The organism is Streptomyces sp. NPDC020917 (genome assembly GCF_044333795.1).
Classification (GTDB): Bacteria; Actinomycetota; Actinomycetes; order Streptomycetales; family Streptomycetaceae; genus Actinacidiphila.
In genome coordinates, this window is sequence record NZ_JBIRRR010000005.1 from 249154 (window position 1) to 264020 (window position 14867).

Below are 14867 nucleotides of genomic sequence, written 5' to 3' on the forward strand. Positions count from 1 at the left end.
ATGGCCGACACGCCCCTCGCGGTCCTGGACCTGGTGCCGATCAGCTCCGGCTCGTCCGCGACGCAGGCGCTGCGCAACAGCGTCGATCTCGCCCGGCGGGCCGAGGAGTTCGGGTACCGGCGGCACTGGTTCGCCGAGCACCACCTCAATCCCGGGGTCGCCGGCACCTCTCCGGCGGTGGTGCTGGCCCTGACCGCCGCCGCGACCTCCACCATCCGCCTGGGCTCCGGCGCGGTGCAGCTGGGGCACCGCACGGCGCTGGCCACCGTCGAGGAGTTCGGGCTGCTCGACGCGCTCCACCCCGGGCGCATCGACCTGGGCCTCGGCCGATCCGGGGGCCGGCCGCCGGCCGAGCAGCGGGAGCCCGTCCTGGCCGGCAGCGCGGCGGCGGCCGGCGGCTTCACCGCCAATGGCCTGCGGATACCGGCCCCGTTCAGCTTCGCGCACCTGCTGAGGTCGCCGCGGTTCGCGCTGCACAAGAAGCTGCTGCAGCAACCCGGCGCCGAGGCGCAGGAGTACGACGAGCAGATCGCCGACATCCTCGCGCTGCTCGGCGGCACCTACGCGACCGCGGACGGCGTGGAGGCGCACGTGGTGCCGGGCGAGGGCGCGGACCTCCAGGTGTGGATCCTCGGCAGCAGCGGCGGGGTCAGCGCCCGCACAGCCGGCGCCAACGGGCTGCGGTTCGCGGCGAATTACCATGTCAGTCCGGCCAACGTGATCGAGGCGGTGGAAGGCTACCGGGACGCGTTCGTCCCGTCGGACGAGCTGCCGGAACCGTACGTGAGTGTCTCCGCGGACGTGGTGGTCGCCGAGGACGAGGGCCGCGCCCGGGAGCTGGCCACCGGCTACGGCCTGTGGGTGCGCAGCATCCGCAGCGGCGAGGGCGCGATCCCCTTCCCCACCCCGGAGGAGGCCCGCGCCCATGTGTGGACCGACGAGGACCGGGCACTGGTCGAGGACCGGCTGGAGACGCAGTTCACCGGGACCGCGGCGCAGGTCGCGGACCGGCTGGAGGTCCTCCGGGACGCGACCGGCGCCGACGAGCTGCTCGTCACCACCATCACCCACGACCACGCGGACCGCGTCGCCTCCTACCGGCTGCTCGCCGAGGAGTGGGCCCGCCGCTCACCGGACAACTCCTTGCCGTCCGGCCCGGCGCGCTGACGGCTCAGGCGCCGGGCGGGGTGGGCCAGGCGGCCGCGGCGCTGAAGGGCGCCGCCGGCCGCCTAGAGCATGACGGCCTGCCAGTCCTGGCTCGGGCCGCCGGTCGCCGGCCCCGCGACGACCTTGGCGCCGTCCGCGGTGGAGGCGCCGGCGACGTCGGCACACCAGCTGGTGGCGGCGTTGACGACCTGGTGGTAACCGCTGGCCGTGGCGGGCACGAGCGTCCAGGACTGGTTGCCGCTGCCGTCGGCGGTCCGCTGGTCCAGGCCCGTCCCCTGCGGGGACCCGGCCGGGAGGTCGAGCAGCTTGCCGCTGCGGACGTTGGCCAGCCGGTAGGAGCCGTCGGCGTTCGGCAGCAGCCTCCACTGCTGGTTGGTGCCGCCGGTCCACGGCCACTGGATGACGGACGCGCCGTCGGCGGACGAGGCGCCGTTGACGTCCATCACCTTGCCGCTGAGGCGGTTGACGAGCCGGACGGTGCCGGCGTCGGTGGGAATGGGCCGGTCGTAGAGCTCCAGGCTGCGGATGGAGGCCCGCACGCCCGCCGGCAGGCCCGTGACGGTGACGCGCACGTACCGCGCCCGGGCGCTGAAGCCGAGAGTCTGCACCTGGCTGGTGCCGGTCGTGGTCGTGCGGTCGGCCAGGGTGGTCCAGCCGGCGCCGTCGGCGGAGCCCTCGATCCGGTACTGGTAGGCCGTCGCGTCCTGCTCCCAGGCGATGCGCGCGCCGGTCAGCGACGTGGGCGCGCCGAGGTCGACGGCGAGCCACTGCCCGGCGCCGGTGCCGTCGGCGGCCCAACGGGTCGAGGTCGACCCGTCGACGGCCCTGGCCGCGGTGCAGCCCTTGGCCTCGCTGCTGGCGGTCGCCTTGGCGTGGACGGCGATGTCCTCGGGCTGCACGGAGCGGTCGAGCGTGACGCCGACGACGCTGTCCTGCGGGTGGCGGATGCGGTCGATGCCCGAGACGGCCAGCGTGCCGTCGGCGTTGACGGTGTACGGCAGCCGGGCGCCGGTGGCCACGTCGAAGACCTTGGTCACCTGCGCGTCGCCGAGCGACGGGGTGGTGAACGAGGTGCCCTGGTAGCCGGGGAGGAGGTGGACGTAGAAGGTGGTGTTCTTGTACGTGAAGCCGTACTTGCCGTCGACCGGCTGCCAGGGGCCGCCGCGGGTGGTGTAGACGGAGCGGCCGTAGACCGCCATGAACGCGCCGATCTGCCGCAGCAGTTGCTGCTGGCCGGTGGGGACGGTGCCGTGCCGGTCGGGGCCGACGTTGACCATGGCGGTCATGTCCCGCACCCATGAGTTGACCAGGATGTCCATCGCCGAGGCGTACGACATCACCTTGCCGTCGGAGTTGTACCCCCAACTGCTGCCGACGGTGAAGACCTTCTCGGTGACCTTGCCGGAGCGGATGGCGCCGGTGGGCACCGAGCCGCCCTCCTCGCTGGCGTAGTCGCCCAGCCAGCCGGAGCGCGAGGTGGTGACGATGCCGGGCTGGTGCTTGCGGACCATGCCCATCAGGCCGAGCGGCTCGCCGGAGGCGTCGGTCTCGCCGTACGCGGCGTCCACCGGCCACTGGTTGGCGCCGTCGCGGTACTGGCCGGGCTCCCAGAAGAACGCCCCGTCGGCGTCCGAACCCTGCTCGGCGATCCACCCGCCGTCCCACCACAGGTCGTCGATCGGGCCGTAGCGCGTGACGAGTTCCCTGACGGACTCGTAGACCTCGGTCTTCATGACCCGCGCGTTCTCCTTGTGCACCGGATCGGTGGTGTAGTTCCAGGGGTTGGGCGCGCAGCCGGTGCCGGTGACGTCGTAGTAGCCGGGGTAGCGCCAGTCGATCGGCGAGTAGTAGAGGCCGACCTTGAGTCCGGCGGCCCGCACGGCCGCGACGTAGTCCTTGACGAAGTCCCGGTTCAGGGGCGCCTGTCCGGCGCTCCAGGCGTTGGGGTGGTCCAGCGGCCACAGCGCGAACCCGTCGTGGTGGCGGGTGGTGAGCACCGTGTACCTGGCCCCGAAGTCTGTGGCCAACTGCGCCCAGGCGTCGGGGTCGAAGGCGTCGGCGGTGAACTGCTCGCTCGTGGCGTCGGTGACGTACCTGCGGTAGTCCTCAGGCGTGACGGGCCCGTTGTGCATCCACCACTCGCCCCTGGCCGGGCCGGCGTACACCCCCCAGTGGAGGAACATCCCCAGCCTGGCGTCCTGGAGCCACTGGATCTTCTTGTCCGGCTGCTGCTCCACGCCCAGGTCCGCCCGCGGGATGCGCAGCGCGGCCAGCGGAAGCGGCGCGGATTGCGGGGTGAGCGCCGGGACGGGCGCCAGGGAGGGCGCCGGCGGCTGGGCGGAGTCGGCGCGGGCCGAGGTCGCCAGCGCCGGGGTGACGGCGGCCGCGACCGTCATCGCGGCCATGCCGGCGAGCACGTTTCTGCGGGTGATCGGTTCTGGCACCTGGGATCTCTCCTGACTGTCCGTAGGGCGGCGCGCGGCGGTGCCGTGGCGCCGGAACCAGCGGGAACATGGGTGGGCAGAACGGTCATCCCCGCGGATGGCGAGATGCGGAAGGGAGCCGCTCGGAGCGGCACCTCGCCGGAATGACCTCGGATGTATTAACAGTCACAGGCGAGTGCATGTCCAGGCCGAGGACGGAAATCCCGGGACATCCGCCTGTCGCAGGTATGCGTCAATCGCACACCGGACAACTCCTCATCCAAAAGCATCCGATGTCTCCACGTCTTTCCGATGGCGCTCGGCAGTGACGACACGGATCCGGCCGATGGAGACCGCAGCCGGTCCGAAGCATTGACGCAGGCACGGCACCCCTCTACGCTCCCGCACGGAGTCGCACACAATCCAACATTTCAGAAAGCGTGTTGCCCTCGCCACCGCAAGCACGGTGGAGCAGTTCGCCGTCCGGAGTCCGGCTGCCGCATGCCCGCGGATCATGCCGCGGCCGGTCCCGGACCGGCACTTCACGGGCGCTCGCCTGTGCGTGTTGTCCCCACGGTTGTGTTCTGACGGTGTGTTCCCACGGACGAGGACGGGAGAGGAACTGCCCATGATTCCTGAGCGGAATCACACAGAATCAGGCACGCCCGAGCGCATGTCCCGCGGCACGGTGCCGCGGCGTGCGGTGCTGAGAGGTGCCGCGGCCCTGGCTGCGGCCGGCGCCGTGAGCCTGGGCACGGCCGCCACGGTCGCACGCGCCGACAGCGGTGACGGCGGTGGTGGCGACGGCAGCGGCGTCGCGGACGCCTCCATCAACGCGGTGTCGCCCGGCGGAGTCACCTCCATCGGCCTGGCCCTGACCGCCGGGGCGCTGAGCTGGTCGGCCCGGCGCAAGGGCACGACGGTGGTCGGCCCGTCGCAGCTGGGGCTGAGGCTCGCCGACGGCACCGTCCTGGGCGCGGCGGGCACGGTCCTGACGGGCTTCGAGCACGGAAGGTTCGAGGACACCTGGCAGCCGGTCTACGGCCGCAACGGGACCGTCTCCGACCGGTACCACGAGATGCGCTGGAACCTGCGGGACACGGCGACCGGTACCGCCTTCGGCGTCCAGATCCGCGCCTACCCCACCGGTGTCGCCCTGTGCTACCTCCTGCTGGACCAGGGCGTCGCCACGGTCGCCGACGAGTTGACCACCTTCGCCTTCCCGGCCGGCACCACCGTCTACAGCGCCCGCGACGAGGACGCCTTCCTGCCCGTCGCGCCGGGGTCGATCCCCTCGACCGGGTCTGCCACCACCGACACCGGGCCGCTGACCGACCTGCCGCTGACCGCCACGCTCGGCAGCGGTCCGATCGCCTGTGTCTGCGAGGCCTCGCGGATCGACTACCCGCGGATGATGCTCAGTTCGGTGCCCGGGCAGCCCGACACCCTCGCCACCTACCTGATGCGGCACACCGCCCGCGGCTCCGGCCCGGTGCAGACCACCTCGCCCCTCGACACCCCGTTCGCCACCCCGTGGCGCGCGCTGGTGATCGGCGCCACCCACGCCGAACTCGTCGACAACGCCGAACTCGTCCTCAACCTGGCCCCCGCCCTTGCCCTGGCCGACACCTCATGGATCAAGCCCGGCAAGGCGTTCCGCTGCAACCTGACCACCGCCGCCGGAACCGACGGCGTCGACTTCGCCGTCGCCCGCGGCCTGCAGTACATCGAGTTCGACGCCGGCTGGTACGGCCCCGAGGGCAGCACCCTCGACGCCACCGCGCCGATCGCCGCGATCGACCTTCCCGCCGTGATCTCCTACGCCGCGGCCCGCGGCATCGGCGTCCTGCTCTACGTCAACCGCATCGCCCTCACCGATCCCGACAACCTCTTCGCCCTGTACCGCAGTTGGGGCGTCGCCGGGATCAAGCTCGGCTTCATCAACGACGGCACCCAGGCCATGACGAACCAGATCGTCTCCTGGGTCCGGACGGCGGCCGCCCACCAGTTGCTGGTCGACGCGCACGACGACGTCCGCCCCTTCGGGTTCGAACGCACCTACCCCAACTGGATCACCCTCGAAGGCGTCCGCGGCAACGAGCACTTCCCCACCGCGACCCACAACGTGACGCTGCCGTTCACCCGCAACGTCGGCGGACCCATGGACTACACCATCTGCTACGGGCAGTCCCGGGACCTGACCACCAACGCCCACCAGATGGCCATGGCCGCGGTCTACTACCAGCCGCTCAACTTCCTCTACTGGTACGACGCCCCGTCCAAGTACGCCACACCCGCCAAGTGGCCTGGCCTGCCCTGGTTCGACGCCATCCCCACGACCTGGGACGAGAGCCGCACCCTGACCGGCGCGATCGGCGAGTACATCGCCGTCGCCCGGCGCAGCGGCAGCACCTGGTACATCGGCGCGATGACCAATGAGAACGCTCACACGCTGGCGCTCCCGCTCTCCTTCCTCGGCCGGGACGCGGGAACCCACACGGCCACGATCTACGCCGACGGAGCGCCCGGGGCCCAGCCGTACACCACGCCCGTGGTCGTCAGCACCCGGCAGGTCACGTCCGCCACGGTGCTCGATGTCGCCATGGCTCCTTCCGGCGGCCAGGCCGTCGTCCTCACCCCCGCCTGACCTCGCCGGCCCAACTCCTCTTCACCCAGACGCCGTCCACCTTCCTCCAAGGGAGATCTGCATGCGAAGACTTCTCACCCGAGCCGCGGCGTTCGCCGGAACCATGGCCCTGGTACTGGGCGCCGCCGTCGCGGCCTCGGCGCAGGGGGACTCCTCCGCGCAAGGGGACGCCGCCACCGCGGCGCAGCCGTCGGGCGGTCCGGGAGCGGTGAACGTCGTTCCCGCCGGCGCGTGGAGCGACCAGAACGGCAACCTGGCGCAACTCCACGGCGTCGGCATCCTCAAGGACGGCGGCACCTACTACGCCTTCGGTGAGGACAAGGTCGCCGGCGGCACCTACACGGCGGTGGCCTGCTACTCCTCCACCGACCTGGTGTCGTGGACCCGCCACGCCGACGCCCTCGGCCGCCAGGCCGACGGGGACCTCGGCCCGAACCGGGTGGTGGAGCGGCCCAAGGTGATCCGCAACCCGCGCACCGGCCAGTACGTGATGTACATGCACATCGACTCGTCGAACTACGGCGACGCCCGGGTCGGGGTGGCGACCAGCAGCACCCCGTGCGGCCCCTACTCCTACCGCGGCAGCTTCCGGCCGCTCGGCCAGATCAGCCGCGACCTCGGTCTGTTCCAGGACACCGACGGCAGCGCCTACCTGCTGTCCGAGGACCGCGCCAACGGCCTGCGCGTCGACCGGCTGTCCGACGACTATCTCAGCGTCACCTCGGCCGTGGCCGTCCTCCCCGACATGGAGGCGCCGGCCATGGTGAAGGTCGACGGCACCTACTACCTGTTCGGCTCGCAGCTGACCGGCTGGAACACCAACGACAACGCCTACGCCACGGCCACCTCGCCGGCCGGCCCCTGGTCGGCGTGGAAGCCCTTCACACCGGCCGGCTCGCACACCTTCAACTCCCAGACCAGCTACGTCCTGCCGGTCACCGGGCGGCACGGCACCACGTTCGTCTACATCGGCGACCGCTGGTACCCCAGCCACCTGTACGACTCCGCGCCCGTGTGGCTGCCGCTGTCCATCAAGGACGGTACGGCGTCGCTGTCCTGGCAGCGCGCCTGGTCGCTCGACCTGGCGGACGGCACCTGGCAGCCGCAGCGCACCTACAGCACCTACGAGGCCGACTCCGACGGGACCGCCTCGGGCGGCGCCGGGATCGTCACCTGCACGGCGTGCACCGGCGGAACCGGGATCGGCGGCATCGGCCTGGGCGGCGGGGCCGCCTCGTACACCTACGACGACACGGACGCCGCGCTCCACTACACCGGCGCGTGGACCCATGCCTCGGGCCAGAGCTGGAGCGACGCGGACTACGGCCGCACGGAGTCCTACAGCACCACGGCCGGCGACAGCGTCGAGACCTCCTTCACCGGCACCGCGGTGCGCTGGATCGGGCCGAAGAACAGCAACGGCGGGATCGCGCAGGTCTACCTGGACGGGACGCAGGTCGCCACCGTGGACACCTACGCGGCCACCGACAAGCAGTTCCAGCAGGTGCTGTACGCGGCTTCGGGCCTGACGGCCGGTCAGCACACCCTGAAGATCGTGGTGACCGGGCAGAAGAACGCCGCGTCGACCGCCACAACCGTGGTCGTCGACGCCGTGGACGTCCCCGACCCGAGCAAGCCCGTCCCGACGGGGACCCTAGAGGTGGACCACGTCACCGTCAAGGAGCCCGGTGACTACACCGTCGAGATCGGCTATGCCAACCCCGACGCGGGCAACCGCTACGCCTACCTGAGCGCGAACGGCGGCACGCCGGTCAGGATCGCCTTCCCGACCACCGGGGGCACCGGCACGGTGGCCACCGCCGTGGCCCGGATCCACCTGATGCCGGGCGCCGACGGCAACCGGCTCCGCCTCACCAACCCCGACGGCCCGGCGCCCGTCATCGACACCGTCGCCGTCCCCCAGCCCGCCTCCTGACCCGACTCCCTTCCCCACCCCGGCCGGGGGGCCGTGAACTCCCAGCCCCCCGGCCGGCCCACCGCCGGGCCTTCTCGCCATGCGTCGCGGCCCCGGTCAATGAGCCGCCAGGCGCGCGAGCCACGGATGTCCGGGGTGCACGCGCTCCAGCCATCCGCCGAGCGCGTCGCGCCGTGTCCGCCCCAGCAGCGGCAGGACCCCTTCGAAGTCCGCCTGGTCCTTGGGCCGTTGCGCCTTCGCCTTGAACAGCAGCACCAGTTCGGGAGCCATGTAGGGGATGCCGTCCGGGGTCCGCGCGACGACCGCGTCGTAGGGCAGCCGCACGCTCTCGTCCCGCCGGCAGATCCAGGTGCCTCCGTCGTGCGGCTCGCGGAAGACGTCGAACAGGAACCGGTCGCTCGCCAGGTCCCGCACCCAGGTCTGATGCATGGCCGCGAACGCGTCCTCCCGCCCTTCCGCCCAGACCCGGCCCGATCCCACCGGGTCGAACGCGTACTCCGGGAAGCGGGCCCGGATCTCCGCGAAGCCCGCCGCGGGCACCGCGATCTCCAGATCGCCGTGCGGCCGCGACTCCTCGCCCCGGAACAGGTCCAGCGCCCACCCCGCCGCGACGCACCAGGGCGCGCGCACCCCGTCCAGCCGCGCGGCGACCCGCTCGGGCCGCCACGCCTCCGCCCACCGGGCGTCGAGTTCGGCCGCATCGAGGACGGCGCCGCCCGGCGGCAGGGGTTCGGACTCGGCCATGCCCTGAACGTACTGCCTCCCGCGCGGGAGCGGACCAGGACGCACCACCGCGGCGTGGTCTCCACGCAGCTGACCGACGAGTCCCTGGCCGAACTCGCCGACGCCGCGCACACCCTGCGACAGGACGCCGACGGAGTCCATGCACTGGAGGGCGTCGTAGCCGCGGACCGACCCCGACAACCGTCGGCAGATCCCCGACGAGTTCAGGGAGAACGGCCTGATCGCCGCCAGCCCCGACGGCAAGTGTGGCCGCAACGCCGAAGCCGTCCCGAGATGCTGCGCGCGCAAAGCGACTTCGGCCAGCGCGCCCGTAGCCCCCGCGAGACGCTCAGCGAGGAGGGTTTCACCATCCACGGCATGACTCCGGAGCAAATGATGGCCGGGTACGGCGATCGATAGTCCTCTCAGGTCCTCACCCCGCGCAGGCCCGCTACGACAAGATCGCCCGCCAGCTACGAGGCAGGACTCCACCTCCACGGATCGATCACGTGGCTGAAGCACCTCACCTCAACCACATGATCCGAACCCCGAACCGCCCCTAACCGACCGCGCCGGCTGGAGCCTTGGCGTGCACGGCCACGCCCAGGCCCGTGAAGGTGGTCGTGACCGTCGCGCTACCGGGCGCCTTCTGAACGCCTCGGAGCACGGCCGCGGTCCCGGTGGCAGCGACATCGAGCGTGAGGGAACCCCCCGAGCCGGTCTCGGTCACCGTCACCGCCTGACGGCCGAGGATGGTTCGCGGGCCGACTTCGTGCTTCGTACCGCCGAAGTCCGCTGTGAGGTTGCCGACCGCATCCGACAGCGAGCACATCGTCTCGACGCCGAAGTGATCGAGCGTCGCCAGCGATCCCTTCACCCACCGGCCGACCCAGAACTGCGGTATGTCAATCCCCTCCGGCCGGCTCGAGGCCCACGTCCAGAAGGCGGCGTCGCCCTTCAGGTAATGCATGGAGCCGACCTGGATCACCTGAGCCTGGCCGCCACCGGCGGAGATCCGCCCGACACAGTCCCCGTCGCTCGCCACCGAGGACTCAGCGCGCACCGGACCGCCCTCATCGTCACGGACATCGACGGTGAGGGACACCGAGGTCTGCGCCTCCATCACGGCCCCCGCCCTGCGCCACACGTCTTCCGGGGACAGGTGCAGGGTGGGCCCGGTGGGCAACGACTGGGCCCCAGCACTCGTGGTGGTGGCGGCAGCGGTCGGCACGTGGATCGAGGCGGGATCCGGCGCGGAGGCTATGACCTGCGCGGACCTGGAGTCCTTCCCCTTCGTGGCGGGGGCCTTGGCCACGGTGCTGCCGGAGCAGCCGGCGACACCCAGCACCGCGGCCGAGGTCAGGAAGCACGCGAGGGTGGCGGTGAAGGTGGATCGGCGAGTCACAGAGGCACTTTTCCTCATGATGCGGCGGGCACGGGCACGCATATGACCACTGCCGGACCCCGAAGGTTGTGCCGCGACAGCACCAAGATCCGCTACCCCCTTGAGGGTTGCGTGCTCGTCCGGCGAACTGTCGGCCCGCCCAGGCGCGATGCCAGCCATACGCTCCCGGTCAATCGCCGTGCGTGCACGGTCAATGTACGCCCGCCCGGTCCGGGAAAGACTTGGCGCGCGCGGTACGGGGGCCGTCGGGCGGGAGTGGCCGCACGGTGCTCCCCGGCTCACCGCACTCATGCCAAGGACCAGGGAGACCAACCGTGTTGCTCCGTTCGAGAATCGCCGCCCTCTTCGGCGCGACCGCTCTGCTCGCCGTCCTGCCGGTCGCGCAGGCCCATGCGGCCGCCACGACGGCGGACGGCATTTCCATGTGCCCCTCGGGTTACGCGTGTTTCTGGGCGAACTCGAACTATGACAGCGGATCCAGCGCCCACATGGGCAAAGTGCAGGGCGACAACCCCGATTTCAGTGCGCTGTTCAGCAGCAACATCCTCTCGTGCGGCTACAACTGGGACGAGTGCATCTCGTCGATCGCGAACCACGGGACGCAGTGCACGGTCTACTTCTACAGCGACCACAACTACGGCAAGACGCACAGCTGGCACAGCCTGAGCAGGGGTGACGAGGTGTCCAGCTTCGCGTCGGGCTACAACGACCCCAACTTCAACGACTCCATCAGCTCCAACAAGTGGTGCAATTCTTGAGGGGAAAAGGGACGGTGCGGCCGAGACTCGTCGTCTTGGCCGCGCTGTCCGCGCTCTCCGCATGTGCCGCGCTGCCCGCTCTAGCCGGCTGCGCCGCGCCCCCGCCGGACGCCGCAGGCCCGACCCCGCTTCCGAAGCCGCCCCCCTGGACGGGAAAGCCGAGCCCGTCCGCCATTGATCTCGCCACGCATTCCGGGAGTTGGACGAGCACTCAGGAGATCCTCGACGAGGCCGCCAACCGGCTCGACCAGCGCTGCCTGCGCAAGCACGGATTCGCCTACCCGTCGATCAAGGCCTCGCCGCACACCGCACCGGAGGACGAAGCCGGGGTCGTCGACATGCCGAAGCGGAGGACTGAGGGCTACGGAATCTTCGACGGCGGATCCTCGAAGCAGCCGGTGGACGCCTTCTACGCGCGCCTCTCGCCGTCCGAGCAGAGCCGGTTCGACCGCGTGCTCTACGGTCCGGAGGACAAGAAGGTGAAGGCCGGGACGTACGGTCTCGGCGCCGTCAGGGTGCCGGCCGAAGGCTGTACGGCGAACAGCCGCCGTGCGCTTGCGGGCGATGTCGTGCTCTGGGCCCGGATGTACTACTACCCCGAGGACGTCGACAATCGTCTGAGCGACGAGGCCGCGTCCGACTCCGGCTACCTGGCGGCTCTGAGGACGTGGACGTCATGCATGGCGGCCCGCGGACTGCCCTACGCCTCCCCCGGGAATGCAGAGGACTCCCTCAGAACGGCGTACAAGGCGACCGGTCCGACCGAAAGCTTTCGGAAGCGGGAGGTCGCGGTCGCGGACGCGGACGGGGAGTGCGCGCTGCGGGCACATCTGACCGCAGCCGAACTGGCCGCCCGCCGGCGCCTCGCCCGCTCCTTGCCGCCGAAGGACGAGCGCACCCTGACCGACCTCGCGGCCTACCGCAACGCGACGGTCGCCCGCGCGCACGCGATCCTGTACCCCTGACCCCGCGGCATGCCAAGCCCATCCGGCTGGGCGTCGAAAATCGTGGCGAGGTCGGTGCCAAGCTTCCAGGTGCCGGCGTGCCGTATCCCCTCATCGACCAGGACAAGCGGGCCGCGGCTCACGGCCGCCGGCGGTTCCACGCCCGCGAAGGACACCTCGGCGCCCCGATCATGGATATGGAGAGGCCCTCGAGAGAGCCTGTCTCACCCCAAGTGCCGTAGGAAGCTGGGGCGATGCGGGCTCTCTGCGTCCTGGAAGGCGTCCCTGTGCGGCGGCAGAGCGCCGGTCCATCTCCTGGCGCAACGCCGTGAACTCGGCCAACGCCCCATCCTGATCCGGCATTTCTGGCTTCCCCGTACCTCTCTCGCCAGGGGTGGTCACCCGCAATTCGCCCGCCCATAGTCTTTCCCGGCGAGCCATCCGGCGGGCGCACACGGGTGAAATCAGGTCGCGCTGAGGTGTGCCGCCTGCTCGTCGGAGGTCCCCTTGTCCAGGGGCTGCCGAACGATTGGGCCCGTTCAAGCAGTTGCGCATGAGATTCCGTGCGGCAGATGCTCCGATCATGCCTGGCGGCCACATCGGCTCACAGGACCTGGGCATCATGCCGCGCGCGCAGCGAGCCGGCGATGTGCTGCTGACGCGGCTTGTCTTCGGTAGGCCCAACGACTGGGCCAACACCATGACCGACTGCATTCCGGCCGACGAAATGCTTGGGCACTACTGAAGGGTCTGCCGGCACCGGACCACGCGGCCTGACTCGCGGTGCACCAACGTTCCAGGGGCGACAGAGGAGCGAGAACCTGCTGGTCTCGCAGAGGATCTCGCAGCCGGGCCGGACGTCATTGAGGTGGTCGCACCAGACCGGTGGTGTAGGCCAGGACGACGAGTTGCGCGCGGTCGCGCGCTGCCGTCTTGGTCAGGGCGCGCTGGACGTGGGTGCGTACCGTCAGCGGGCTGAGCGTGAGCCGGGTGGCGATCTCGTCGTTGGACAGTCCTTCGGCGACCAGGGCGACGACTTCCCTCTCGCGGGGGGTGAGTTCGTCGAGGGCCCCCTCGGCGGGAGGGGCCGCGGGACTGGTGACGAGGAAGGCCCCGATCAAGTGGCGGGTCGCCGTGGGTGACAGCAGGGCTTCTCCCGCGGCCACGGTGCGCACGGCGTCGAGGAGGGTGTCGGGGCCGGCGTCCTTGCCCAGGAAGCCGGATGCCCCTGCCCGCAGCGCCCGGGCGACGTACTCGTCGGTCTCGAAGGTCGTGAGGATCAGGACGCGGGTGCCGGCGAGAGCGGGATCGGAGCAGACGGCTTCGGTGGCGGCGAGGCCGTCGGTGCCGGGCATGCGGATGTCCATGAGGAGGACGTCGGGCCGGTGAGCCCGGGCCTGGTCGACGGCTTGCGCTCCGTCGGCTGCCTCTGCGACGACGGTGAGGTCGTCGGTGGAGTCGATGAGCATGCGGAAGGTGGCACGCAGCAGGGTCTGGTCGTCGGCGAGGAGGACGGTCGTGGTCACGCTTGCGGCTCCGGGGTTTCGGTGCTGGGGGGCAGGTCGCCGGGCAGGAGGGGCAGGTCCGCTGTCACGGTGAAGCCGCCGTCGGGGCTGTGGCCGGCGGCGACGTGGCCGCCGACCATCTGGGCACGTTCGGCCATGCCCAGGAGACCGAACCCGGAGGGCTCCTGGCCCACGCTGCGCCGGGCGCGGGCTTTCTTGCTGGTGGGGCCGTTGTTGGTGACGGACACGGTCAGGTGGTCGGTGGCGTAGGCGACGTCGACGTAGGCGGTGTCGGTGTCGGTGTGCTTGGCGACGTTGGTCAGCGCTTCCTGGACGATGCGGTACGCGGTCAGGGCGACGCCGGCGGATACCGGTGGCGACGTGCCGGTCGTGGACAGTTCGACGGTGAGTCCGGTGCTGGCGAACGACCGCGCGAGGGCGGGCAGGTCGGCGAGGCCGGGTGCGGGAAGCAGGGGCGAGTCGTCGTCGGAGGCGTCGCGCAGCACGCCCACGGTGGCCTTCAGTTCCCGCAGCGCGGAGGCAGTGGTGCCGGCGAGTTCGTCGAGGATGCTCCCGACGCGCGGGTCGGGATGGGTTCGGGCCAGGTAGGCGGCGGTGCCGGCTTGGGCGTTGGCGAGGGCGAGGTGGTGGGCGACGACGTCGTGGAGGTCGCGGGCGATGCGGATGCGTTCCTCGGCAACACGGTGCCGGGCCTCCTCCTCGCGGGTCCTTTCGGCGAACACGGCGCGGGCCTCCATCGCGTCGACGTAGGCGCGGCGTAGTTGGACGGCTCCGCCCAGGACGGGCATGAGCAGCAGCCAGGCGATGGGGTTGATCGTCTTCAGGACCAGCGGCTCGGACCTCGGGCTGGCCACGAGGGTGGCCGCGACCAGGACAGCGGCGGTTGAAACGGCCCAGCGGAAGGAGGTGCGGCGGTCGTGGTCCACCGCCATCCAGTACAGGGCGAGCATGAGGGGGCCGAGCGTCAGCGGGGTCAGGAGGAAGCCCAGGAAGGTGGCGGCGACGGCGAAGAGGGCGGTGACCACGACGGTGGCCGCGGGGTGCCGGCGGCGCATCAACAGGGTCAGGCATCCGGCCACGGACAAAGCCAGGCCTTGGGCCCAGGCGGTGCCGACGCTGGTGTGGGTGTTGGTGAAGCCACTGCCGCCCGCGGTGCACACGAAGACGGCCGTGATGACGGTGACGTCCGCGAGGCGGGGCCTGCGGCGCGAGAACTGCCGCCACCGCAGGGACAGCGGCTTGCGGGTCATCACGGCTCCTGTGTTCGGTGGGGTCATCGTTACGCCGGGGCGGGCGGGTGGCAGGGCGGCCCGCCCGTGTCCGGCGACATGGGCGGGC

At 71.2% G+C, this 14867-nt stretch carries 12 protein-coding genes; 7 read left to right on the forward strand and 5 right to left on the reverse strand.

The window, feature by feature from the left end:
- Positions 1-1167: an LLM class flavin-dependent oxidoreductase gene (locus ACH4TG_RS13345; RefSeq protein WP_398242344.1), complete on the forward strand. Its 1167-nt coding sequence runs from the start codon at positions 1-3 to the stop codon at positions 1165-1167.
- A gap of 62 nt (positions 1168-1229) precedes the next feature.
- Here ACH4TG_RS13345 and ACH4TG_RS13350 read toward each other — a convergent pair whose 3' ends face one another.
- Positions 1230-3611 carry an alpha-L-fucosidase gene (locus ACH4TG_RS13350; RefSeq protein WP_398242345.1) on the reverse strand — a complete coding sequence of 794 codons (2382 nt, stop codon included), beginning with the start codon at positions 3609-3611 and terminating at the stop codon, positions 1230-1232.
- Positions 3612-4263: 652 nt separating this feature from the next.
- Here ACH4TG_RS13350 and ACH4TG_RS13355 point away from each other — a divergent pair.
- Both ACH4TG_RS13355 and ACH4TG_RS13360 read left to right on the forward strand, forming a co-directional pair.
- Complete coding sequence (locus ACH4TG_RS13355; protein WP_398242346.1) at positions 4264-6237, forward strand: glycoside hydrolase family 97 catalytic domain-containing protein; 1974 nt, start codon at positions 4264-4266, stop codon at positions 6235-6237.
- Between the two features lie 61 nt (positions 6238-6298).
- Entirely contained in the window at positions 6299-8173 is a 1875-nt protein-coding gene (locus ACH4TG_RS13360) for a family 43 glycosylhydrolase (protein ID WP_398242347.1), read from the forward strand.
- 96 nt (positions 8174-8269) lie between these two features.
- Here ACH4TG_RS13360 and ACH4TG_RS13365 read toward each other — a convergent pair whose 3' ends face one another.
- Together ACH4TG_RS13365 and ACH4TG_RS13370 are read right to left on the reverse strand one after the other, a co-directional pair.
- Positions 8270-8917: a nucleotidyltransferase domain-containing protein gene (locus ACH4TG_RS13365; protein ID WP_398242348.1), complete on the reverse strand. Its 648-nt coding sequence runs from the start codon at positions 8915-8917 to the stop codon at positions 8270-8272.
- Positions 8918-9455: 538 nt separating this feature from the next.
- Positions 9456-10022, reverse strand: a complete 567-nt coding sequence (locus ACH4TG_RS13370; RefSeq protein WP_398242349.1) for a hypothetical protein — start codon at positions 10020-10022, stop codon at positions 9456-9458.
- Between the two features lie 52 nt (positions 10023-10074).
- On the opposite strand from ACH4TG_RS13370, the gene ACH4TG_RS13375 reads away from it, so the two are divergent.
- From ACH4TG_RS13375 to ACH4TG_RS13390, 4 genes are all read left to right on the forward strand, one after another.
- On the forward strand, positions 10075-10347 hold the full coding sequence (locus ACH4TG_RS13375) for a hypothetical protein (protein WP_398242350.1): 273 nt from the start codon (positions 10075-10077) through the stop codon (positions 10345-10347).
- Positions 10348-10618: 271 nt separating this feature from the next.
- On the forward strand, positions 10619-11059 hold the full coding sequence (locus ACH4TG_RS13380) for a peptidase inhibitor family I36 protein (protein WP_398242351.1): 441 nt from the start codon (positions 10619-10621) through the stop codon (positions 11057-11059).
- A gap of 35 nt (positions 11060-11094) precedes the next feature.
- A complete protein-coding gene (locus tag ACH4TG_RS13385; RefSeq protein ID WP_398242352.1) occupies positions 11095-12024 on the forward strand; it encodes a hypothetical protein in 930 nt (309 codons plus the stop codon).
- A gap of 562 nt (positions 12025-12586) precedes the next feature.
- Positions 12587-12748: a hypothetical protein gene (locus tag ACH4TG_RS13390; protein WP_398242353.1), complete on the forward strand. Its 162-nt coding sequence runs from the start codon at positions 12587-12589 to the stop codon at positions 12746-12748.
- A 115-nt stretch (positions 12749-12863) separates the two neighbouring features.
- Here the strand turns inward: ACH4TG_RS13390 and ACH4TG_RS13395 are convergent, their stop codons facing one another.
- Together ACH4TG_RS13395 and ACH4TG_RS13400 are read right to left on the reverse strand one after the other, a co-directional pair.
- The gene (locus ACH4TG_RS13395; protein ID WP_398242354.1) at positions 12864-13529 is read right to left on the reverse strand and encodes a response regulator; all 666 of its coding nucleotides are present in this window, start codon (positions 13527-13529) and stop codon (positions 12864-12866) included.
- Complete coding sequence (locus ACH4TG_RS13400) at positions 13526-14779, reverse strand: sensor histidine kinase (protein ID WP_398242355.1); 1254 nt, start codon at positions 14777-14779, stop codon at positions 13526-13528. Before ACH4TG_RS13400 ends, ACH4TG_RS13395 begins: the two co-directional genes overlap by 4 nt.
- Positions 14780-14867: the final 88 nt, after the last annotated feature.